Below are 23,654 nucleotides of genomic sequence, written 5' to 3'. Positions count from 1 at the left end.
GGTACGATGTCCCTAGCCAGTTTTACCCCTGCCTATGACCAATCCCCAATTCTTACGAGTGGTTGCTCTGTTGAGTCTAGGGGTAGCAACAGCTGTTTTTATAGAGTGGGTTCTCGCTGCCATCACTTCCCACTCGCCTCTCTTGGTCGGTATTGATGTTTTTGCTGCCATCGCCCTTGGGTTAACCGCATTGGCCATCACCCTCATGGGATCCAGGAGCAGAGATCGAGAATTAGCATGCCTCCCCCAGCTCTGTGGCCTAGTGCTTGTTCTCATGGGGATGGCAATTGCCGTAGCAGTTTTCAATGCTCAGGAAATCACTGCTCCGTGGCAAGCTCTATCTTTGCCGGCCTACACCAGTTTGCTACGGCCTGTGGCCTTTATAGGGCTAGGGGTGGCCCTGTGGGGGGTCATGGGGGAGTCAAGTTGGCAAGTGATTTTCGGCCAAGGTGGGGCAATCACAAGTGCCTGTCTGCTGTTCCTTGAGGTATTGGCCGGTCTGTACCAATTGCCGCTGTCTCTTAGTACCTCTATCCTTGGCCAAATCCTCGCCTGTGTTCTTCTTGGGCTGCTGAACCTCTGCCTTATCGAATGGCATCCCTCCCGAGGGGTGATGCGTTACTTCAGTTCACAAAAAATAGGTGGCCTACTTTTGCGGCGATTGTTGCCTTGGATCATCCTTGGTCCCCTCCTCATTGGTTGGGTAATTCAATGGGTGCACCACGATCGCCTATGGCTTTCGGAGCGCTTAGCCCAAGAGGTGCAGATCATCAGTATCATCGCTTTTTTGGTCACTCTTTTAGTTATTGAGGCTCAGCATCTGAACCAAGTAGAGCAGGAGCGGCAGTCATTTTGGCGCGCCTACACTGAAATGGACGAGGTGTTCCGCAACAGCCTGCTTTTGTCACCGCTGCCGATGGCGTTGGTGGCGGCGGATGGTCAACTGTGGTTGATGAATCGGGCATGGCAAGAGCAAACCGGCAGCAGCCCAGAGGAAACCCTCACATGGGAGGGGTGGTTGGCAATTGCCTTTCCTGAAGCAGCGCAACGCCAGTGGGCGGCCACAGAATTCCAACGCTGCCTTATAACGCAGGCACGGGTTGAGCATGGGGATGTGTGCATCCGCACTCGCGCCAAACAAGAGCGTATTTGGCAGATGGTTTCCCTGCCGCTGCAACTGCCCAACAGCAACCAACAGTTCATTTTACTGACGGCAGTGGATGTCACGCGACAACGGCAGCTAACCCAGCAACTTGCAGCCCAGCAAACGGAACTTGAGGCGCAGGTGATTGCCCGCACCCTCGATTTGCACAAAGTCAATGGGGAACTCCACGCCGCCCAAGAAAAGCTCAATCAACTGTTGGATCGCGCTGATGCCTTTGTCAGTGAAATACGGCTCTTTCCTGATGGCTCTTGGCGCTATGAGTATCTCTCCCAAGGGCACCTGCGCATTCTCGGCTACAGCCCCTTTGACTTTCAAGAAGACCCGAATCTTTGGCGATCGCGGGTTCCCTCCGAGGACTGGGAAGCCTATCATCGTCCGTTTCGCGAGAAATTACTCCAAGAAGGCTGTGCCCACACCGAATATCGCTTTCAACATCGCGACGGCCATGAGGTGTGGATTTCCCTCAATGCCACCGCTGAACCTCAAGGGGATGGCAGTTACCTGATCACCACGGTGGGGGTGGATGTCACCCAACGCAAAAAAGCCATGCTAGCCCTAGTGGAAAGTGAAACCCGTTTTCGCCAGATGGCCGATGCCTCACCTTTGATGATCTGGCTGGCAGATAGCAAAGGCACCATTGAGTTTGCCAACCAAACCATTTGCCGCGTCTTGGGCGCCTCCTTAGACCAAATCCTTGGCTGGAACTGGTTAGACCTTGTCCATCCTGAGGATCGGGAGCGCACAGAGCAGGCCATCCGTCTTGCCGTTGAGCAGCAGCAAAGCTATGAAATTGAGCACCGCCTGCGCAATGGCCAAGGTGTCTATCGCTGGGTACTCAAGCAAGCGGCACCCCGCTATGCCGAAGACGGCACTTGCATTGGCTACCTTGGTTCCTGCTTGGACATCACCAACATCAAGCTAGCGGAGGAGAAATTGCGGCAACTGGCTTGCCAGGATAGTTTAACGAATCTCCCCAATCGCACCTTCCTCACAGAAAAAATTGATCAACTGCTGGCTGCCTACCACCGCGGTGACATTCCGCCCTTTGCCGTTTTGTTTTTGGATTTGGATCGGTTTAAGGTCATCAATGATAGCTTGGGTCATGATGCCGGCGACGAGTTACTTCTAGAAATTGCCCATCGCCTTCGGTCGAGTATGCGCCAGCAGGACACCGTTGGCCGATTGGGGGGAGACGAGTTTATTGCCATCCTCGAACACATTGAGGGTCTCCAGCAGATTTATGAGTATGGCGATCGCCTGCGCCATTGCATTAGTGAACCCTATGTGCTCAAGGGCACTGAAGTAAGTGTCAGCGTCAGCATTGGCATCGCCATTGTTAATTCTCGTTACCGCACTGCCGGTGAACTGCTGCGGGATGCTGATATTGCCATGTATGCTGCCAAGGGGCAAGGGTGCAACGGTATGCAACTCTTTGAATCGGAGCACCACCAAGCGGTTTACACCCGCTTACAACGGGAACAGGAATTTCGCCGTGCCCTAGAGCAGGAGCAACTAGCGCTCTTCTACCAGCCCATTGTCAGCCTCAGTCAGGACAGCCTTGTTGGTTTTGAAGTATTAGTTCGTTGGCAGCATCCCGAAAACGGTTGGATCAGTCCGGCAGAATTTTTGCCCTTGGCTCTGGGGTTGGGTCTAGCCACAAAACTGGATCAATGGGTTCTGCAAAAGGCAATTTTCAACCTCTACCAATGGCAACAGACACTGGGTTCTCGGGCTGCCGACTTCACCCTCAGTGTCAATATTTCCAGTGCTTTCTTTAATTCTGGCCAAATGGTTCCTTTGCTCAAGCATCTGTTGCCGCTCTATGGGATTCGCGGCCAGCAAGTGATTCTGGAGATTACCGAGGAAGTGATCATGCCCGATTCAAGGTTTGCCCAAGAGCAATTGGAGGCGCTCCAAGCCCTTGATATTCGTTGTGGCATTGATGACTTTGGCACTGGCTATTCCTCCCTCAGCCGCCTTAGCCAACTGCCGTTGTATACCCTAAAGATTGACCAGTCCTTTGTCCGGGACATCGAAACCAATTTCCAAAATTTAGAAATTGTTCGTGCCATTATTAGCCTCGCCCGAGCCCTGCAACTAGAAGTGGTTGCCGAAGGCATTGAACATCTCTCCCAAAAGCAGTGCTTGCAGGCGTTGGGCTGTCAGCGGGGTCAGGGGTTTCTCTTTGGTAAACCCCTCTCTGAGGAGCAAGCGCACCAGTTACTACAAGCGAGGGTCACGCCTTGTCAAACGGAAAGCAAATAATTGTTGCATCAAGACCGCTATCTAGGGGTTAGCAAAGCCCCTTGGCTATCTTAGATAAAGACCGCTGAGTGGAGAAGCCTGATGACCCAGCCGCTGATTGCTAGCCTCGTGCTGAGTCTTTCCCTTGGGGGAGCGATCGCCCCCTTTGCCATTGCCCAAGCAACTAATCCTGAGCCTGTCAACATTGTCGAGCTCGTTCGCGCCCGCAACTATGCCCGCCAAGCCGCAGAACGTGTCAATGGCGGATTAAGTCGCTATCGAGCCGATCAGTCCCTGCATGGGCCTGTCCGTGAAGCCCCCTATGTGCGCAATGCCGACGGCTCCTACACGTTTCGGATTTTGGGCCATCGAGTCAGCAATGGCGTGCCCGCATCCCTGCCCAGTATCGAAACTGTCGTTACTGTGGCTGCCGATGGTCGCACCACCATTGACTACAACGGCCCAATTCGCAACTAACTGACCAAGCCATCGCCTTTGGCTAAAAACTCCTTAAGGAACCAGCGATGTTTTTGGTGGGTTTGCACCAAACGGGTGTAGAGGTCAGCCGTACCAATGTCGCCCGCCTCAGTGGCCACTTCTGCATCTTGGTGCATCTCGGTAATGATCAGCTCATGGTTAGCGATCGCCTCCTCAATCATTTGCTTGACCGTGAGTTGGCCGGTTGAGGGGGTTACCGTTGCCACTTTGAGATAGTCTGCGGGGTCTGCCACTGGCTGGCCATCAAGCATCAAGCTACGCTCAGCCAGTTCATCAATCATGGCAAAGACTTCTGTTCCCTGTTCTTCAAACAGCAGGTGCAACTCCCGAAACAAGGGGCCATAGGTTAGCCAGTGGTACTTTTTATAGTTCAGATACAGGACAACCGCATTGGCCTGTTCCCGTTTCAGGGTGGCTAGCACTTGCTCTTTTAGTGTGATTGTTGCAGTCATAGTGGTCTCCTTTGACAGTTATCGAACTGTCCTGTCTATTTATCATACTCATAACGAGTACGTTTTAGCAACCTAGAGGGTGCTATTGCCATTCTATTGACATCTAAGATGGAGGTAGTCCCTCGCTGCTCATCAACGCTAGGATAGGCAGCATAAAAATAAGTTTGATGATTTTAGTGTTTTTTAGCTGCTGCTATGGACGCCTCAGCCAATCGCCCCAATACCTACGTTCCACACCTACAAGCACCCAGCCGTTCTGGTGAACAGCAGTGGGGGTTCATGCGTCCCAGTGAGCTGATTCTAGCGGCACCCACACCCCGGTTGTTATTGCACTCTGTTTACATGCAGCGTTCTATTGTGTTGGATCAGTTACCCGTTTGGCAAATTGGTCGAAGTAAAGATTGTGATATTGTCCTACCCGATCGCTGGTGTTCGCGGCATCACATTCGCATTGAGCGGCAGGCGGATCATCGCTATCGGCTGACCGACCTCAGAAGCATGAACGGGACATTTGTCGGCAATAACCGTATCCACGCTCCCCATCTCCTCAGACACGGCGATCGCATTTCCATTGGTGAGTCAGAACTAGAGTACATTGACCTGCGGGATGCGCCGAGTCCCCACCCCTACACCAATCATTCCCATGGGAGTAATGGCCAAGTCACGGTCTTGATGACCCACTCTTCGCGTACCCAAGGGGAAATGTGGCGGGAATTATTGAACTCCCAAGGGATTTCGACGATTTGGGCAACATCCCACTTTGAGTTAGAAAAAATTATTGCCCATGTGGAGTCCCTCAACTGCAAAGTCAGCCTCTTGCTCCTCGATTTGGGAATGCCAAAAACCAATCCCTACGATTTTTGTCGCCAGTATCGCCAGCGCTATCCAGAAATGAATGTCATTCTCCTCAGTGGCCTGCGCACCCGTGTCCATGAATCGGAGTGCAAGTGGGCGGTCAACCAAGGCGCGATGGCACTCTTTGCGGGCTTGCCGCGCGAAAATCTGTTTGGAGATCTCACGAGTATTACCGAGCGATTGCAAACGATCGCCCAAGCCATCGAATGGACCTACTTCAATCCTGAAGCCCTCACCAGTACCCTGCTGAAACTGCAGGATGCCGTGGATGCGGAGATGTCGTCGGGGATGGTTCTCTAGAACCGCTGCACGGATTGGTGAGCAGTGCTACAGTCAGTGAAAGTAGTGTTTTCAGCAGATAGCGAACATTGGTTGTTCTCACGTCACAAGTTAGTGCACTAGACAAATCCCTAGGGCGGCTGGAGTGGCCGCGTCTCTGTCAGCAGTTGGCAACGTTTGCTGCTACCAAACGGGGGATGCGCCAGCTGCAGGGGGGAGAGATTCTAGGGGGCACCCAAGCAGCCAGTCAAGTGCTGTTGGCTCAAACCACTGAGGTGATTACCCTGGAAACGGTGCACCAAGTGCACCTCGATTTTAGCCAAGTCACAGATATTGAACCGGCGCTGGCGCGGCTGGATCGCCAAGGCTGTTTGCAGGGAATGGAGCTACTGGCGATCGCCCACCTGTTGAGTGCGGCGCGGCAACAGCGGCGTCAAATTGAGGAACACGCGCAACTCACGGCGCTTCAGCAACTGGTGGCCGGCATTCGCACCTATCCTGAGGTGGCTCAAGAAATCTACCGCTGTATTACTGATCAAGGGCAAGTGAGCGATCGCGCCAGTCCAGAATTGGCTGAGATTCGCCAGCAGCAACGGCAGTGCCGTGCCCAGATCCAGCAGCAACTGCAGCAGATTCTGCAGCAGCGAGCCAGTGCCATTCAAGAGGCGGTGGTCACCCAACGGCGCGATCGCTATGTGTTGGCAGTCAAAGCCACCCACAAAGACCAGATGCCGGGAATTGTCCACGATCTCTCCGCCAGTGGTGCCACGCTCTACATTGAGCCGCAAGAAACCATTGACCTGCAAAACCGCCTGCAACAACTTACCCATCAAGAGGCTGAGGCCGAACGCACCATTTGCCAAGCCCTCTCGGATCAGTTGGCCACGATTAGTGATGATTTGTGGTATCTGCTCGATGTGCTGACCACCCTCGATATGGCGGTCGCCCGTGCCCACTATAGTCTCTGGTTGCAGGGCAACCCACCCCAGTTTGTCAGTGACACGCGGCTGCACCTGAAGGCGTTGCGGCATCCCCTCTTGGTGTGGCAAGAGCACCATGAGCAAGGACAGACCGTGGTGCCCATTGACATTGAATTGCCCCCCCCCACCAAGGTAGTGACAATCACTGGCCCCAACACCGGCGGCAAAACAGCAACCTTGAAGGCCTTGGGCTTGGCAGCACTGATGGCAAAAGCAGGGTTGTATGTGCCAGCGGCAGCGCCCATAGAGTTGCCCTGGTTTACAGGGATTTGGGCAGACATTGGGGATGAGCAGTCCCTGACCCAAAACCTGTCCACCTTTTCCAGTCATATCTGCAATATCCGCGATATTCTCACAGAGCTCGAGATGACAGGGGGCAATACGTTGGTGCTCCTCGATGAAGTGGGGGCCGGCACGGATCCCAGTGAGGGTACAGCCCTAGCGATCGCCCTGTTGCGCTATCTGGCAGACCACGCCAGTCTCACCTTTGCCACCACCCACTATGGCGAACTCAAAGCCCTCAAGTATCAGGACAGCCGCTTTGAAAATGCCGCCGTTGAGTTTGATGAGACCACCCTTGCCCCGACCTATCGGCTGCTGTGGGGCATACCGGGACAGTCTAATGCCCTAGCGATCGCCCAGCGGTTGGGGCTACATCCCAGTATTGTTGAAGGTGCCAAGGCCTTTTTAAGCGGTGACAGCAACAGTGTCAACGAGATGATTAGCGGGCTAGTGGCACAACGCCAAGTGCAGGAGTCGAAAACCACCGCTGCGGCAACCCTGCTTCGCGATACTGAAGCCCTCTACCAAGAAATTGCCACCAAAGCGCAGGAACTGCGACAACGCCAGCAGCAACTTCGTCAACAATTGGAAGAAGAGGTACGCACAGCTCTTCGTAGAGCACAGCAGGAAATTGCCAAAGTCATTGCTCAACTGCAACGCGCCAACAGTCCCGAACAGGTACAAGCTGCCCAAACGGCGCTGCATCAGATTGAGAAAACTTACTTACCACCACCTCCGCCCGTTGGCTTTATTCCTCAACCGGGCGATCGCGTTCGCTTGCCCCAATGGCAACAGGTGGGCGAAGTCCTCAGTGTCAGCCAGCAGGGGGATATTGTCGTCCAAGTGGGTTCCGTGAAATTTACCGTTCCTCCCCATGCGGTGGAATCCCTCAAGGGCGAACCAGTACGCACACCATCTAAACCCAAGTCCGACCCAGCTCAAGCTCCCCCCCCACTCCCTTCTCGCACCCCAGCACCCGCCATTCGCACAGAGAGCCGTACCCTCGATCTGCGGGGCAAGCGCACCCATGAGGCGGAACCCCTCCTAGAGGAATTTCTCAACCGCCAGCAGGGAACGGTTTGGATTATCCACGGCCACGGCAGTGGTGCCCTCCGCCAGTTTGTGCATCAATTTTTAGATCAGCACCCCAGCGTTCAAAGCTATCACCTTGCGCCTCCTGAAGAAGGTGGCCGGGGAGTAACCATTGTGCAGTTATAGGAACAAGACCCATGCAGCAGCGGATTAAGGACATTCTTCATCAAGGTCAAGTGGGCGATCGCGTCACCGTCAAGGGCTGGGTGCGCACCAAACGCGAACTCAAGGAATGTACGTTTGTCAACGTCAACGATGGCTCAACCCTAGCCGGATTGCAGGTGGTCATTCCCAACACCGTGGCAGCAGCAACGCCAGCCATTAAAGACCTGACCACAGGGGCTGCCGCAGAATTCAGTGGCGAACTGGTGCGTTCTCCCGGCAAAAACCAAACCATTGAACTCCATGCCCAGCAGATTCACCTTTGGGGCGGTGCCGATCCAGAAACTTATCCCCTGCAAAAGAAACGCCACAGCTTTGAATTTCTACGCACCATTGGTCATCTCCGACCGCGAACCAATACCCTAGGCGCGGTGATGCGCGTGCGCAATGCCTGTGCCACTGCCATTCACCAGTTCTTTCAGGAGCGGGGATTCCTCTGGGTACACACCCCGATCATTACCGCCAGTGACTGCGAAGGGGCTGGGGAACTCTTTACCGTCACCACCCTGGATTTAGCGCAGCCACCCAAAACCCCAGAGGGGAATATTGACTTCAGTCAAGACTTTTTTGGTCGTCGTGCCTACCTCACCGTCAGTGGCCAACTGGAGGCAGAAATTATGGCCACAGCCTTTACCAATGTCTATACCTTTGGTCCCACCTTCCGCGCTGAAAACTCCAATACCTCGCGTCACCTTGCCGAGTTTTGGATGGTGGAGCCAGAGATGGCCTTCTGTGACCTGATGGGAGATATGGAACTGGCGGAGGCCTTTTTGCAGTTTGTCTTTCGCCATGTCCTTGACCACTGCAGTGAGGATATGGCCTTCTTTCAGGAGCGGATTGACAATAGCGTCATGGCCACCGCTGAGCAGATGGCAACCCAACCCTTTGCCCGCCTTAGTTACACAGAAGCCATTCAAGTCCTAGAAAAGAGTGGTCGCGCCTTTGAATTTCCCGTGGCTTGGGGGCTAGACCTGCAATCGGAGCATGAGCGCTACCTTGCTGAGGAATACTGCCAGCGCCCCGTGATTGTTTATGATTATCCCGCTGCCATCAAAGCCTTCTATATGCGCCTCAATGACGATGGCAAAACCGTAGCAGCAATGGATGTCCTCGCCCCCAAAATTGGCGAGATCATTGGTGGCTCCCAGCGGGAAGAGCGCTTTGACGTGCTGCAGGAGCGAATTGTGAGCCAAGGCCTAGACCCTGCCCCCTACTGGTGGTACTTGGATTTACGCCGTTATGGCAGTGTCCCCCATGCCGGCTTTGGTTTAGGATTTGAACGGTTGGTGCAGTTTATGACGGGCATGGACAATATCCGTGATGTCATTCCCTTTCCGCGTATACCGGGGAATGCGGAGTTCTAACTCAGGGGGCTTGCTGTGCCTCAAAATAGCGGCCAATCGTTTCCACGTCCTTGTCGCCGCGTCCTGAACAGTTAATGACAATGCGCGGCTGCCCTGTCAATTGCGGGCATAGCGTTTCCAGATAGGCCAAGGCATGGGCGGTTTCGAGGGCAGGGAGAATTCCCTCCAACTGAGCTAGGCGCACACAGGCAGCCACGGCCTCAGCATCAGTGACACTGTAGTATTCTGCCCGACCAATGTCCTTGAGGTAGCTATGCTCTGGCCCCACGCCCGGATAGTCTAAACCGGCACTGATGGAGTGGGCCTCAACCACCTGACCATCGGCATCCTGCAAGAGATAGCTCATGGCACCGTGGAGTACCCCCACTTCCCCTTTGGTGAGGGTGGCAGCATGGTGACCCGTGTCCACCCCTTGACCCGCAGCTTCAACACCAATTAAGCGCACCTGCGGTTCCTCAACAAACTCATGGAAGAGTCCCATGGCATTGGAGCCGCCGCCAACACAGGCGAGCAAAATATCGGGCAGCCCGCCCCATTTTTCAAGGCACTGCCGCCGCGTTTCTGCCCCAATGACGGCATGGAATTCCCGCACTAGCATCGGGTAGGGATGGGGCCCCGCCACTGAACCCAAGATGTAATGGGTGGTTTCAACATTCGTCACCCAATCGCGAATCGCTTCGGAGGTGGCATCTTTTAGGGTGCCTGTGCCTGCACTGACGGGCGCCACTTCTGCTCCCAATAGACGCATCCGCAGCACGTTTAACCGCTGCCGCTCCATATCCTGTACCCCCATGTAAATCACACATTGGAGGCCAAAGCGGGCACACACTGTTGCTGTAGCTACCCCATGCTGACCGGCACCTGTTTCGGCAATAATGCGCTGTTTGCCCATGCGTTTGGCAAGGAGGACTTGCCCGAGGGCGTTGTTGATTTTGTGGGCACCCGTATGGTTGAGGTCTTCCCGTTTTAGATAGATCTGGGGTTGGGCTTGATCATGGGCATAGTGGGCACTGAGGCGTTCGGCAAAGTAGAGGGGACTAGGACGACCCACATAGTCTTGCAGAAGTTGCTGCAATTCGGCTTGAAAATCAGGGTCTTGGCGATAGTGGGCAAAGGCCGCCTCCAATTCACTGAGGGCGGGCATCAGCGTTTCGGGAACGTACTTGCCACCAAAGCGACCAAAGCGACCGCGGGAGTCGGGGCGTGCAGCAGCACTGAGGGCAGCAGAGGGGGCAACAGTCACGGGCAAAGTCCTTTTTTCATCAAGGGTTCCTTATGTGATTGTGCCACGCTACGGGCGGGAACGGCGGGCAGTGCCTAGGGGATTGAGCCACTCCAACAGACACTCCTCCAGAATCTGCATTTCGGGAAAGAGACTTTGCTTGATCCACTGGCCGACGGCATCTAGGGGAGAAAATTCTGCGCCGACTTGCCACTTGAGTCCTTGGCTGAGGGGGGTGAGGTGATTCCCCGGTAGCTTCAAGGCAGTGACCATATCGCCAAATTTGGCTCTGAGGAGACTGCGCAGGCGGGCTGTTTGGTCAATATCGTCCTCTTGGAAACGGATCAAGAGATTACGGCGCACAGGATAGCGCTCTTGAATCAGTTTTTCGGTTTCTGTCGGGCTGGGACTGAATTCGACACCCACGGGGGCAAGGTTTTCCATCCAAGGAATGGATTGACTGGCGGGGTAGTTGTTGAAGGCCATGAACATATTCCCAGCGCGATCGCCATCGTAGAGGCTATTGATCAGCAGGTGGAGCTTGCAGCCCATACTGTGTCCCAAACCATAGATGGGCAATGCCGCTGGGTAGCCTCGGCGATAGATCAACCAATCAAGGGCATAGTCGAGTTTATTCAGCACATCGAGGGCGATCGCCCCATGGTCAAAGGTGTTCACAAAGGGCGTGGCAATAATGCCATAGCCGGCTTCGGCAAGATGCTCCAACAGACGGCGGTAGGTTACTTGGGGTGCGGTGGCCACAAAGGCGCCGCCGAGAAAGTGAATCCACCCCAAGGGGCGCGGGGGAATATACAACCAATTGCCGCGAACTTCTTGCCACTGCAAAATCAATGACTCCAAAAGATACCTCACTGCTAGTAATCTAGCGAATACAAGAGATGCGGTGGGAGAGCCCAAGAAATGATTCAGACGATCGTTGGCAGTGGTGCAGCAGTCCTCGGAGCCATTGCGGCTTTGATCTTCTTGGCCTTGGAATGGCGGTATCGGCGGCGGCCAGCCCATCCCCTTGAAGTGATCGGTGCCACTTGGAATCTGGAAATCTATGAGCCAACCCACTACCGTTTTGTGGGGCTATTGGGACTGAGCAACCCCCACCGTGGCCTTGAGGTGATGGTGCCAGACTTACGGGCAGAGGTGGTGCTATTGTCCGATGGCCGTGTCGATATGATTCAGACGGATGTGCAGGTCATCCCCCGCCACCCGGAGCCAGAGTTTCCCCCCCGTGCCGATGGCTATTGGTTTGCCTATATCGTCAAGTCCACCAAGCAAACGAATGTCGAGATTTGTGTGGATTTGCAGGGAATTGGCGTGAGCGAGGTCAAGGCTGCTTGGGTCAAGATTCACTACATTGCCTATGGCCCCCATGGTCGCTTTGCCAAAACCCACCATGAATTTATCCCCCTCAAGTTTCCGGCCACGGGAGATACAGGTGTGTGGCGACAGGCGGAGAGATGTCAGGTACTCCCCATTCGCACCCATTTACTGACGCCGTTGGATATTCCCCTAGAGGTGCTCAATCGCTATGTGATGCCCCATGCCCAACCTGGAGACATTGTTGCCATTGGGGAAACACCCCTTGCCATTATCCAAGGTCGCCTCAAGGATCCGGCACAAATGCAACCGGGGTGGGTAGCAACGCGGGTGTGTCAGTTTTTCTTGCCCACCTCAAGTTTGGCCACCGCCTGTGGCATGCAAGCGCTGGTGGAGGAAGTGGGAGCGCTACGGGTACTCTTGGCCTTTTTGGGGGGGGCGATCGCCAAAGTCTTTGGCCACAAGGGCGGATTCTATCAATTGGCTGGCGAACAAGCTCGCCTCATTGACGATGTGACAGGTACCCTGCCCCCCTACGATCAATTTATTGTTATGGGACCTGTTAACCCCCAAGCCGTCGTGGAGGATCTAGCAGCAAAAACGGGTTTGGGCATCGCCATTGTTGATGTTAACGACCTAGGGGCAGTCAAGGTGCTTGCAGCTAGTCAGGGAGTCTCCCCTCACTTCCTTACGACTGCCCTGAAGAAAAACCCCGCCGGTAATGCCGATGAGCAAACACCCATTGTCTTAATCCGGCCTTGCGGTGTTTCTCCGAGCTCGACTGAGGGTTTCCTAGACAAGATGCATTAGCTCTTATGGCCAACATTGCGAAGAAAAATATAATTCTGTTTCTTTAAAACATTGCGGTATATTGGCAAAATAATATTCTTTGCAATATTTCTTATCCCTGACCAGCCAGTTGTATATTGATATTGCTTAAGTATTGGAATATAAACTTCTTCCATTTGTGCTACTTCTGCCATCTTAATAAGAGATGATCTCCGAAAGAAGTTGATATGTTCTAACGGGGCTACAGGGTTGAGGGAATTAGAAGAACCCTTTGGTGATGTCCAGTCCATGATCTTCAATCGGCGATCTATGTCGTTGGCAGTGGGCACACTTATCTTGACTATGCCATTTGGTTTTAAAGCCATCCTCAAATACTTTAAGGTATTCAGAGGCTCTGATATGTGTTCAAATACCTGCTCAGTATTAATGAAGTCAAACTGATACTGATGAATTTCATCCCAGCTAATTACCTTTATGCCATTTGACTGAGCATGTGCTATGCACTCTTTTGATAATTCTACTCCGTACACCTCACATCCAAAAGCTTTAGCCATCAGCGCCCAGTTACCCCAGCCCATACCGAAATCAAGAAAGTTCAATCGAAAAGGCTTTTCATTAAAATACGAAATAATCTGCATGATTTCTTTTACATAGCGAGAATAGTAATCAAGACTAGTGCTCTCTTGATGCTCTTTAAAGGATTCCTTTGAATTTATCCAGTGGTCATACAGCCTTTCCATTAGAGTTCTGTTGGGGATATCTCTTTGAAAAATCATTCCGCAGATGTCACATTCGCATAGAATATAAACTGCTCCTTCTAAATAATCAAACTCAACTCTTCCTGAATAAAAATCGTTGAGGTAATCCTTAATCGGTGGTCTATCATATTCAGCCTCATAAATTATTTGGAATGCCGCAGAACCACATGCTGGACACTCTTTGCGTGTTTCAAACCAACAATTTGTCATTTTCCTGTTTCCATTTCCACTAGTTCGACTGGGAAAGAATCCCAGCACCTTCTAAGAATAGTCTAATTCCGTGTTGTTTCCATTAATTCGGCTGGGAAAGAATCCCAGCACAAGCGCCTAAAGCGCCTAAATTTAACACAGATAGTTTCCATTAATTCGGCTGGGAAAGAATCCCAGCACATTATTTCAATCTACCACGGAACCTCCTCTGGGAAGTGTTTCCATTAATTCGGCTGGGAAAGAATCCCAGCACGCGATGGGAAACCTTTCCTATTAGACCTGAAACGGTTGTTTCCATTAATTCGGCTGGGAAAGAATCCCAGCACATACATCAATGGCCAAGTTTTTGGGCACAAAGGTTTCCATTAATTCGGCTGGGAAAGAATCCCAGCACTAAACCGCAACAGGATGTGATCCTGTGGCTTTTGCTGTTTCCATTAATTCGGCTGGGAAAGAATCCCAGCACCTCTAGAGCTTTACTACCACGAAAAGTTAATGTGTTTCCATTAATTCGGCTGGGAAAGAATCCCAGCACCAACCTACAAAAAGAGTCTATTTGGAAAAAACTACTGTTTCCATTAATTCGGCTGGGAAAGAATCCCAGCACATAGCAGCTCCGCCTTGTTTAACTCTTCCTGTAAGTTTCCATTAATTCGGCTGGGAAAGAATCCCAGCACCTCTAGAGCTTTACTACCACGAAAAGTTAATGTGTTTCCATTAATTCGGCTGGGAAAGAATCCCAGCACCAACCTACAAAAAGAGTCTATTTGGAAAAAACTACTGTTTCCATTAATTCGGCTGGGAAAGAATCCCAGCACATAGCAGCTCCGCCTTGTTTAACTCTTCCTGTAAGTTTCCATTAATTCGGCTGGGAAAGAATCCCAGCACTATTGGCTAACGTGTTTGTATTTGCTAATAATTGAAGTTTCCATTAATTCGGCTGGGAAAGAATCCCAGCACACTTTTACAGCATTAATCCTTGGGATTGTTCCCAAGTTTCCATTAATTCGGCTGGGAAAGAATCCCAGCACGCTGGACTGTGATTGATTTTTAGGAGGTCGTTATGGTTTCCATTAATTCGGCTGGGAAAGAATCCCAGCACTCTTTTTTTGTTTGTACCTTTTTTAAAGGAGATTTGCGTTTCCATTAATTCGGCTGGGAAAGAATCCCAGCACAGCTGAAAGGCGATGGGTATATTAATTTCAAAGAGGCGTTTCCATTAATTCGGCTGGGAAAGAATCCCAGCACTGTTATAGAGCCTAATGTAAATTCTTATAATGGAAAGTTTCCATTAATTCGGCTGGGAAAGAATCCCAGCACTAAGCGGGGGCTTGACAAACAAGTTTCCGTTTGCTAGTTTCCATTAATTCGGCTGGGAAAGAATCCCAGCACGTTTTTTATTTGAAGGAGGAAACTTATGGCTATCCAAAGTTTCCATTAATTCGGCTGGGAAAGAATCCCAGCACGTAGCGGTAAAAGTGCTAAAGCTATCCGGCTAGCGCGTTTCCATTAATTCGGCTGGGAAAGAATCCCAGCACGGGCAGACGTAGAATAATAGTATGTTTTTTATTAGTTTCCATTAATTCGGCTGGGAAAGAATCCCAGCACGTTTAGCACGGCTCAAAACATCTGTTGCTTTATGGGGGTAGTTTCCATTAATTCGGCTGGGAAAGAATCCCAGCACAGGAGAAAAATCATGACCCTCAACATTCCAGTTATGTTTCCATTAATTCGGCTGGGAAAGAATCCCAGCACTTTCAACTTCTCCCAAGTCCTCTACCGTTACTAGCGGTAGCGGGTTTCCATTAATTCGGCTGGGAAAGAATCCCAGCACCTTTACATTTCAAGGCGATGATTATAGTAGAGATTGTTTCCATTAATTCGGCTGGGAAAGAATCCCAGCACAAGGCGCTAGCTCGCAAGGTTAAATCCTTAAGGGAGTTTCCATTAATTCGGCTGGGAAAGAATCCCAGCACGGATTATTTCCCTGAATCCAGTAGTTTTGTACGAGTGTTTCCATTAATTCGGCTGGGAAAGAATCCCAGCACCGTTGTTGACCCCACCACAAATGAACCGCTGACCTCTAGTTTCCATTAATTCGGCTGGGAAAGAATCCCAGCACCATTAGCTGCTTTAGATGGTGATAATTCTTTAGATAGTTTCCATTAATTCGGCTGGGAAAGAATCCCAGCACTTGCTGTAGTTGTAAATGATTTTCAGCGGGTGATTGAGTTTCCATTAATTCGGCTGGGAAAGAATCCCAGCACTTGACCGTGAATTATTAACGCGGATTTTATTAAGTTTCCATTAATTCGGCTGGGAAAGAATCCCAGCACCTTTCAGAGAGGCCGCAGCCTCTTTGAAGTTAAGTTTCCATTAATTCGGCTGGGAAAGAATCCCAGCACGAATTTTATGCAAATGTTATTCTGAATAATCATAAGTTTCCATTAATTCGGCTGGGAAAGAATCCCAGCACGGCACCCTCCTAGAAGGTGCTCTACGACTACTATAGCACAGGTCATTTTCAAGCACCTAGACGGGATCATTTTTTTGTTTTTGTAAAATTTTTAGATCCACAGGGTCACAGGACGTGAAAGTCACTCTGGAACTGAATTTCGGGAAAATTCAAGCACCTCCAAATCTGTTAGAAATTGCTCAAAGCGTTGTGGAGACTGGGTTTGAGAAAATTGCCGAGCTGAGAGGATATTTTTGTCCAGAGGTGCTTGCATGGCTACCGCCATCGGCCAACCACTGCCCCTTTGGCTTGAGCACTAAAGACGAATGGCTAAAGCAATGACGCCAAAAGCAATGAGGAGCACACCGCTCACAGGGGTAATCCAACTCGACCACTGCCGCAGTGCCAAGAGCCTTTGCAAGGCACCGCTAAATACTCCGACTAAAATCAGCGGCGCGACATACCCTGTTGTATAGGCCAACAGCAGACCAGCCCCCACCACTAGCTTTTGGGTTGTGGCCACCCATGCCAGCAGCGTTGCCAAGACCGGCGTACTACAGGGTGCTGCCACAAGGCCAAATGTTGCCCCTAGGGTATAAGCTTGCAACCCCGCAGGAACCCGAGCCGGCAGTTCCTCTAGGAAGCGACTGCGGGGAAAGCTCAGGGGCAAGGCATTGAGCAAATTTAAGCCCATGGCGATCGCCACCAAGCTCACCACGATCGTTAACCCCCAGCCCACCTGACCATAGATGCGACCAGCAACAGCAGCAATCATCCCCAACAGGGTTAAGGTGGTTGCGAGGCCAAGGGCAAAGCCAATAGACTGGCGCAAGACGGAGCTATTTTGCTTTGTGGCGTAGCCGGCGATGTACCCGACAGTAATTGGCAGCATCGAAAGGGTGCAGGGAGTCAGACTTGTGAGCAGTCCCGCCAGAAACACAATACCGACACTGATCACGGTGAGATCACTCAGTTGAGCCGTCACCCATTGGTTGGCCCACTGTTCTAGGTGGTAAAGTCCTAAGGTTAAGCTGGCCATCGTTCTAGGGGCTAAAGGAAACACTAGGACCGGCAGTGACAATCACCAGTCGCTCTGGATCAATCAGATCCCGCAGAGTGTGATTAACTTCATCCAAGGTCACCTGCTGCAGGCGATCGCTAAACTGCTGGAGTTCTTCTGGGGGTAAATCCACGCTGGCATTCCCTACAAGCGTCCGCGCCACCACATCCACATTGGCCAATTCGACAAGGTAAGTATTACTGAGGCTGCGCTTGGCGGCTCCGAGTTCGGCGGCGGTGAATCCTTGGCGGTGGGCATCCCTGAGAAGTTGCAAGGTGGCCTGAATGGCCTTGGCGGTATCCTCAGGGGCGGTTTGCAATTGAATGATAAAAGGCCCTGCCTGACGACTGGCACTAAAGAAGCTGTAGATGCCATAGGTCAACCCTTGGCGATCGCGAATCTCTGTGCCCAAGCGACTGGCCAGCGTGTCTCCCCCTAGGATGTGATTCATCAGCATCGCTGCGTAGAAGCGAGGATCGCGGCGATCGATCCCCGGCGTCCCCAGATAGGTAATCGCTTGGCTCTTACCGGCAATCACCGCATTCTTAAAGAGGGTTTGCTCGGGCGGCGAAACCGCAGGAAAGGTTAGGGACAGGGGATCCGTTTGGGGTTGCCACGAGCCAAAAATTTCATTGAGGCGCGATCGCACCTCCACTGGGTCAAAATCTCCCACGAGGGTCAAAATCGTGTGATCGGGGGTATAGGCGGCACGATAAAAGTTCAACAGGTCTGGGCGTTGAATTGCTTGTACAGATTCAGGAGTGGCAAAGGGATGCAGGGGATGATTGGCGGGATAGAGGGTTTCTTGCAGGACGCGGCGCCCCCAGCGCACAGGATCATCCGCCTCAAGACTCAGAGCCGTGAGATAGCGCTGCTGGCTGAGCTGAAACTCCGACTCTGGGAAGGTGGCCTCCTGAAGCACTTCACCAAGGGTTTGCAAGAGGATGGGTAGCTCACTGGCCAAGGCATAGGCCTCAATATCCACTCCATCGCGGAAGGCATTGAATTCTAGGCTAATGCCACGATCCTCAAGGGTTTGTGCCAGCGTCAGGGCATTTTTGCGCCGCGTGCCATTGAGCAGGTTCGCAGCCGTCAGGTGAGCCACCCCCGGTTGGGTCAAGAGATCGTAGGCCGTTCCAGCGTCAATGCGCCCCGCCAGCGTAATCGTTGGTGTACTGCGATCCACGAGTAAGAGCACCCGCAGGCCATTTTTCAGGGTAAAGGTTTCCACCCCGTTGCTTTTGACCTCAGGGGCAGCCTGCCCACTCCCTTGGGGTAAATAGGCGGCAATGGTTTGCGGATCTACAGGCTCACCGACAAGATTATGGGCGGTGGTTTGGGCACCCGGCCGACCTGAAAGCTCAACATCGGCAAATTCACTGGGAATAAATTCCCCCACAATCCAGCGATCGCGCCCAAAGTAGGTCTGCACCACTCGTTGAACATCCGCAGCCGTGACTTTTTCAATGGCCGCAAGGTGGCGATCGCTAAAGCGGTAATCTCCCGTCAGGGTTTCATCGTTGGCTAGTTGACTGGCTTGGGCATCAATGTCGCGATTGCGCAGGATAAAGTTGGCCTTGAGCTGTTGTTTGGCGCGTTGCAGTTCAGCGGCACTCAAGGGACGCTCTGCCAGCTGGTTCAGAATCTGGCCAATGGTCTGCTCAATGGTCTCAAGGGATTGCTCCGGGGCCGCGATCGCGCCAATTTCAAACCAGCCCCCCTCCTGTAACGCGGCCACATAGGAGTAGGCCGAACTGGCTTGACCCGTTTCCATCAATTCCTGATACAAGTACGAACTGCGTCCGCCACTGAGGAGCATATCCAGCACATCCAAGGCCGCCTGATCTGGATGGGTCATCGCTGGAATGGGTACCAAAATCTGTAATAGCGGCGCACTTCCCGGTTCTGTGAGGCGAATTCGCTGGGCTTGACCTGCTGTTGGCGGCGGTAATGAAGGAGACTTTAGAGGGTCGGTTGGCCGAGGAATCTGCCCAAAGGTTTTCTTGACCAGTTCCAGTGCCCTTGGGGGACGGACATCGCCAGCAATCACCACAACCGCATTATCAGGACGATAGTACTGGTGATAAAAACTCTTCACCGCTGGCAGGGTAAACTGCTCCACATCACTGGCCGTTCCCCCCACTGGCAAGCCGTAGGGATGATGGGGATAGAGGGCGGCCATCACGGCTCGACTGAGGCGATATTCAGGACTATTTTCATAGCCTTGCAGCTCCGAGATCACCACCCGTTTTTCACTCTCAAGGGCATCGGGGGTCATCAGGGTATTGCGCAGGCGATCCGCCTCGAGAATCAGCAGTGGTTCTAGTTGGTCAGCGCGCACCGTATGGTGGTAGGCGGTCATGTCGTAGCTGGTAAAGGCATTGGAAGAACTGCCAAGAGCATAAAACAACTGACCAAACTGGACGGGACGGCTCTTGGTGCCCTTAAACATCAAATGCTCCAGTTGGTGGGCAATCCCATTTTCCCCCTTGGGCTCATGGCGCGAACCCACGCGATACCACACCTGCAAACTCACCACAGGGGCGGTGGGAATCTCTTTAATCAGAACCGTGAGGCCATTGTCTAAAACGGTTTTGGTCACACCACTACTGAGTCCTGCGACGGGGTTCAGGGGAAAAATCACAGCCAAACTGGTACTCAAGAGCATCAAGCCAATAAATAAGAAGATCTTAACGAATTGTGGAACCAGCCCTAGGGTCATCGTTGTAGCTAATTCCCTTGGTGGGCGATCGCGCTCACAAGGGTAGTAATTGCCGGGGAAAGACTCGCCAGAACAACAACGGATGCCGCCGCAATAATGATCGTTGTTGCCATCCGCACCATGGCATCGGTTCCCCGTTGATAAACTTCAAACTTGTACTCTTGATTTTTGACCTGTGTTGCTAACTCACTCACATCCCCTTGCAGTTTGTGCACATCAGTTTGGAGCTTTTCGACATCCGTTTGTAGTTTTTCAACATCGGTGCCGAGTTTCTCCACATCTACACGCAGCGCCTGCAACTCGCTGAGTACCTTGGCTTGAAATTCCTGCTCGCTCATCCTACACATTCTCTGCACCACCTCATCTTCATTCTGGCAGAGAATGCCAACTGCCACCTAAGGTACAAAGCGCAGGAATTTTTTCTTACCCACTTGCAGCACTTGGTTCACATAGGGTTCCGGTGCCGTGAGGGTAAAGTCCACATCCGTAATTTTTTCGCCGTTGAGACGCACCCCACCCCCTTGGATCTGTCGCCGCGCTTCGCTGCTACTGGGGCAGAGTTTGGTGTGACTGAGCACATAAGTCAGCTTCACAGGGAACTGAAACTCCCCAAGGGAATACTCTGGAATCGATCCCGCCTGTGCCGTTTGTCCTTGGGTGACGATCGCGGCTAGTTCCGCTTGGGTTTGCAGGGCGAGATCGCGCCCATGGTACTGACTCACGACTTCTAGGGCTAAGGCCTTCTGGCGATCGCGGGGATTGGTGGGTAAACTGTCCAAAGGCAAATCCGTGAGCAACTCAATGTATTGGTTCACCAAGGCATCGGGAATTTTCTCCAGCTTGGAGTACATACTGGCTGCCGACTCCGTAAGCGCCACATAGTTGCCAAGGGACTTCGACATTTTCTGTACTCCGTCCGTCCCCACCAAAATCGGCATCAGCAGACCAAATTGCACGGTGGGCAAGCGAAAATGGCGCTGTAAATCGCGACCCACAGCAATGTTAAATTTTTGATCGGTACCCCCCAGTTCCACATCTGCCGCCACCGCCACTGAATCATAGCCCTGCATCAATGGATAGAGAAACTCATGGAGAAAAATGGGCGTTTCCTTGGCGTAGCGTTCGGCAAACCCCTCCTTGGCCAGCATTTGGCCAACAGTCATCGTTCCCAGTAGCTCGAGAATTTTCCGCAAGTCCAGCTTGGCGAGCCACTCCGAGTTGTAGCGAATTTCTAAGCGGCCGGGGGTCTCAAAATCCAAAATGGGCTTCACTTGCTCAAGGTAGGTTTGCACATTGGTTGCCACCTCCTCAGGGGTGAGTTGTTTGCGCACCTCCGACTTCCCTGTGGGATCGCCAATTTGAGCCGTAAAGTCACCAATAATCAGCACGGCACAGTGCCCCGCATCCTGAAACTGGCGTAACTTGCGCAGGACAATGCTATGACCGAGGTGAATTTCGCTGCCCGTGGGATCAATGCCAAGCTTAATTCGCAGCGGGCGCTCCATTTGCCGCAAATAGACCCAGAGATTTTCTTCGGGTTTGGTGGAATCAGGGACATGGGGAAAGGTTTCGACAACGCCGCGCTGCAGCCGTGCAATTGTGGCCTCAAGGTCTGAAGACATCACTTGATTGGGCATTGGATTGGGCATTCGATTTGGGCGAGGACATTTTCTGGTCTAGGATGGCTATGATAGCAATCAATTGCGATCGCGGGGCCATTTTGCCATCCCCTACTTTTATCCCAATAAAAAAATCATATACGAAGTAAAAAATAATTGGCGTAAGGAAGCGACTGTCGTGTCCACCACTACCCTTGGCAAACACCCCTCCCAAACCCGCCCCCAAGATGAAAACTTCTGGCGTGGGGTCCTGCGAATTGCTAACCGTACCTTCCTTGTCGGGATGACCTTTGGTTGTGCGGCAATCGGCGGGGGGCTGCTGGGCTTGGCGATTAGCTTTCGGAATTTGCCGGATGTGCGATCGCTGCGGGGCTACATTCCCAGTGAAACGACGCACATTTACGATGCTAAGGGCACCCTCCTTGTCAGCCTTCACGATGAAGAAAACCGCGAAGTCGTTCCCCTCAGCGAAATTTCGCCCAGTTTGAAGCTGGCTGTGATGGCGATCGAAGACAGTAGCTTCTATCAGCATCGCGGTATTAATCCCATTGGTATTTCCCGTGCCTTAATGGTCAACCTCACCTCGGGGCGTACCGTACAGGGTGGCTCTACCCTGACGATGCAATTGGTGAAAAATCTCTTTTTGTCTCAAGATCGCTCCATTAGTCGTAAAGTGGCTGAGGCTGTCCTGGCCATGCGCCTCGAGCAGATCTTCAGCAAAGATGAAATTTTGGAGATGTACCTCAATCAAGTCTATTGGGGACATAACACTTACGGCGTACAAACCGCCGCCCAAAGCTACTTCAAAAAAAATGCCGCTGATCTCACGCTTGCCGAAGCTGCCATGATGGCTGGCATTATCCAAGCGCCCGAGGCCTATAGCCCCTTTGTGGATTTTGACCTCGCCAAAGAACGGCAGCAATTGGTGCTGGATCGGATGGTGGAATTGGATTGGATCACCCCCCAGGAGGCGGCTGCTGCTGCCCAAGAACCGATCAAGCTGGGGGAAATTACCTCCTTCCAGCGCAGTCGCAGTCCTTGGATTACCGATGCTGTGTTGCAGGAGTTGACCCGCCAATTTGGTCGTGAAGCGGTCATCCGTGGGGGAATGCGGGTACAAAGTAGCCTTGATGTCAAGGTGCAAAAAATGGCCGAAGAGGCAATCCAACGCGGCTATCAAACCCTACGGGGCAGTGGTGTGCGCGCCGATCAGTTGGCTTTGGCGGCGGTAGATCCACGAACGCACTATGTCAAAGCCCTTGTCGGCGGTGTGGACTACAACCGCAGTCAGTTTAATCGCGCCACCCAAGCGATGCGTCAGCCGGGGTCTGCCTTTAAGCCCTTTGTCTTTTATGCTGCCTATGCCAGTGGCAAATATACGCCCGATTCTGGAATTAACGACTCACCCGTTAGGTATCGCGATGGCAGTGGGTGGTATGTGCCGCGAAATTACGATGGCTCCTTTATGGGTGGGATGTCTATGCGTATGGCTTTGGCCATGTCCCGCAATATTCCTGCCATTGTTCTTGGCCAAGAGGTGGGTATTGAGCGCGTTATTGAAATTTGCCGTACCCTTGGCATTACCAGTCCCATGCTTCCTGTGGTTTCTCTACCTCTGGGGGCGGTGGATCTGACGCCCTTGGAAATGGCCGCTGCCTATGCCACATTCGCCAACAATGGCTGGCAATCCCCCACCACGACGATTATTCAAGTTACGGATAATAATGGCAATTTGCTCTTGGATCACACCCCTCGCCCCAAACTGGTGCTGGATCCTTGGGCGGCCGCAGCCATCAATGACACGATGAAAAGTGTGATCACCAGTGGGACAGGCACAGGTGCCAACATTGGCCGACCCGCCGCAGGGAAAACAGGCACCACCTCTTCTGAGCGGGATATTTGGTTTGTCGGTTATGTGCCGCAACTCTCAGCCGCGGTTTGGGCAGGGAATGACAACTATGCGCCCCTCGGGCAGGGGGCAACGGGGGGTGGCTTTATGGCACCCATTTGGCGGGATTTCATGAGTCAGGCACTCAAGGATGTGCCCGTCGAAGACTTTACCCCGATGTCGAAGTTCCAGCGACCCAAGCCGCAGCGGCAAACAAATTAAGGAT

General features: G+C 52.5%; 15 protein-coding genes and 1 CRISPR repeat array. Of the genes, 7 read left to right on the top strand and 8 right to left on the bottom strand.

All coding sequences use genetic code 11. The annotated features are described in order from the left end of the window. Positions 1–280 precede the first annotated feature (280 nt). The gene (locus tag RHH53_RS10480) at positions 281–3,430 is read left to right on the top strand and encodes an EAL domain-containing protein (protein WP_310438036.1); all 3,150 of its coding nucleotides are present in this window, start codon (positions 281–283) and stop codon (positions 3,428–3,430) included. 81 nt (positions 3,431–3,511) lie between these two features. Then, positions 3,512–3,886 carry a hypothetical protein gene (locus RHH53_RS10475; RefSeq protein WP_310743761.1) on the top strand — a complete coding sequence of 125 codons (375 nt, stop codon included), beginning with the start codon at positions 3,512–3,514 and terminating at the stop codon, positions 3,884–3,886. On the opposite strand, the gene RHH53_RS10470 is transcribed toward RHH53_RS10475, so the two are convergent. Continuing rightward, positions 3,883–4,359, bottom strand: a complete 477-nt coding sequence (locus RHH53_RS10470) for a Dps family protein (protein ID WP_302678246.1) — start codon at positions 4,357–4,359, stop codon at positions 3,883–3,885. The genes RHH53_RS10475 and RHH53_RS10470 overlap by 4 nt on opposite strands. A gap of 195 nt (positions 4,360–4,554) precedes the next feature. Between RHH53_RS10470 and RHH53_RS10465 the strand changes: the two genes are divergently transcribed. From RHH53_RS10465 to asnS, 3 genes are all read left to right on the top strand, one after another. Further along, the gene (locus tag RHH53_RS10465) at positions 4,555–5,514 is read left to right on the top strand and encodes an FHA domain-containing protein (protein ID WP_310743760.1); all 960 of its coding nucleotides are present in this window, start codon (positions 4,555–4,557) and stop codon (positions 5,512–5,514) included. A gap of 68 nt (positions 5,515–5,582) precedes the next feature. Further along, positions 5,583–7,973: an endonuclease MutS2 gene (locus RHH53_RS10460; RefSeq protein ID WP_310743759.1), complete on the top strand. Its 2,391-nt coding sequence runs from the start codon at positions 5,583–5,585 to the stop codon at positions 7,971–7,973. A gap of 11 nt (positions 7,974–7,984) precedes the next feature. Then, a complete protein-coding gene (asnS, locus tag RHH53_RS10455; protein WP_310743758.1) occupies positions 7,985–9,373 on the top strand; it encodes an asparagine--tRNA ligase in 1,389 nt (462 codons plus the stop codon). Position 9,374: 1 nt separating this feature from the next. Here asnS and trpB read toward each other — a convergent pair whose 3' ends face one another. After that, complete coding sequence (gene trpB / locus RHH53_RS10450; protein ID WP_302678242.1) at positions 9,375–10,616, bottom strand: tryptophan synthase subunit beta; 1,242 nt, start codon at positions 10,614–10,616, stop codon at positions 9,375–9,377. A gap of 48 nt (positions 10,617–10,664) precedes the next feature. Then, complete coding sequence (locus RHH53_RS10445) at positions 10,665–11,441, bottom strand: DUF1350 family protein (RefSeq protein ID WP_310743757.1); 777 nt, start codon at positions 11,439–11,441, stop codon at positions 10,665–10,667. A gap of 75 nt (positions 11,442–11,516) precedes the next feature. Here RHH53_RS10445 and RHH53_RS10440 point away from each other — a divergent pair, with 75 nt between their 5' ends. Beyond that, complete coding sequence (locus tag RHH53_RS10440) at positions 11,517–12,737, top strand: F420-0:Gamma-glutamyl ligase (RefSeq protein ID WP_302678241.1); 1,221 nt, start codon at positions 11,517–11,519, stop codon at positions 12,735–12,737. Here the strand turns inward: RHH53_RS10440 and RHH53_RS10435 are convergent. From RHH53_RS10435 to tyrS, 5 genes are all read right to left on the bottom strand, one after another. After that, positions 12,734–13,684, bottom strand: coding sequence for a class I SAM-dependent methyltransferase (locus tag RHH53_RS10435; RefSeq protein ID WP_206200097.1), 951 nt, complete (start codon positions 13,682–13,684; stop codon positions 12,734–12,736). The genes RHH53_RS10440 and RHH53_RS10435 overlap by 4 nt on opposite strands. Positions 13,685–13,696: 12 nt before the next feature. Continuing rightward, positions 13,697–16,160: a CRISPR direct-repeat array (repeat unit 36 nt; unit sequence GTTTCCATTAATTCGGCTGGGAAAGAATCCCAGCAC). Between the two features lie 295 nt (positions 16,161–16,455). Continuing rightward, on the bottom strand, positions 16,456–17,178 hold the full coding sequence (locus RHH53_RS10430; protein ID WP_310743756.1) for a cytochrome c biogenesis protein CcdA: 723 nt from the start codon (positions 17,176–17,178) through the stop codon (positions 16,456–16,458). 4 nt (positions 17,179–17,182) lie between these two features. Next, on the bottom strand, positions 17,183–19,867 hold the full coding sequence (locus RHH53_RS10425; protein WP_310743755.1) for a pitrilysin family protein: 2,685 nt from the start codon (positions 19,865–19,867) through the stop codon (positions 17,183–17,185). 62 nt (positions 19,868–19,929) lie between these two features. Next, on the bottom strand, positions 19,930–20,259 hold the full coding sequence (locus RHH53_RS10420; RefSeq protein WP_310453763.1) for a hypothetical protein: 330 nt from the start codon (positions 20,257–20,259) through the stop codon (positions 19,930–19,932). 57 nt (positions 20,260–20,316) lie between these two features. Beyond that, on the bottom strand, positions 20,317–21,543 hold the full coding sequence (gene tyrS / locus RHH53_RS10415; protein WP_206201686.1) for a tyrosine--tRNA ligase: 1,227 nt from the start codon (positions 21,541–21,543) through the stop codon (positions 20,317–20,319). Positions 21,544–21,718: 175 nt separating this feature from the next. Here tyrS and RHH53_RS10410 point away from each other — a divergent pair, with 175 nt between their 5' ends. After that, positions 21,719–23,650 (top strand): transglycosylase domain-containing protein, encoded by a 1,932-nt coding sequence (locus tag RHH53_RS10410; protein ID WP_399372871.1) that lies wholly within the window; start codon positions 21,719–21,721, stop codon positions 23,648–23,650. The last annotated feature ends 4 nt before the right edge of the window (positions 23,651–23,654 follow it).

The organism is Thermosynechococcus sp. PKX82 (genome assembly GCF_031583255.1).
Taxonomy (GTDB): Bacteria; Cyanobacteriota; Cyanobacteriia; order Thermosynechococcales; family Thermosynechococcaceae; genus Thermosynechococcus.
The sequence above is the reverse complement of the archived record's forward strand: the minus strand, read 5'-3'. Positions and strand labels throughout refer to the sequence as shown.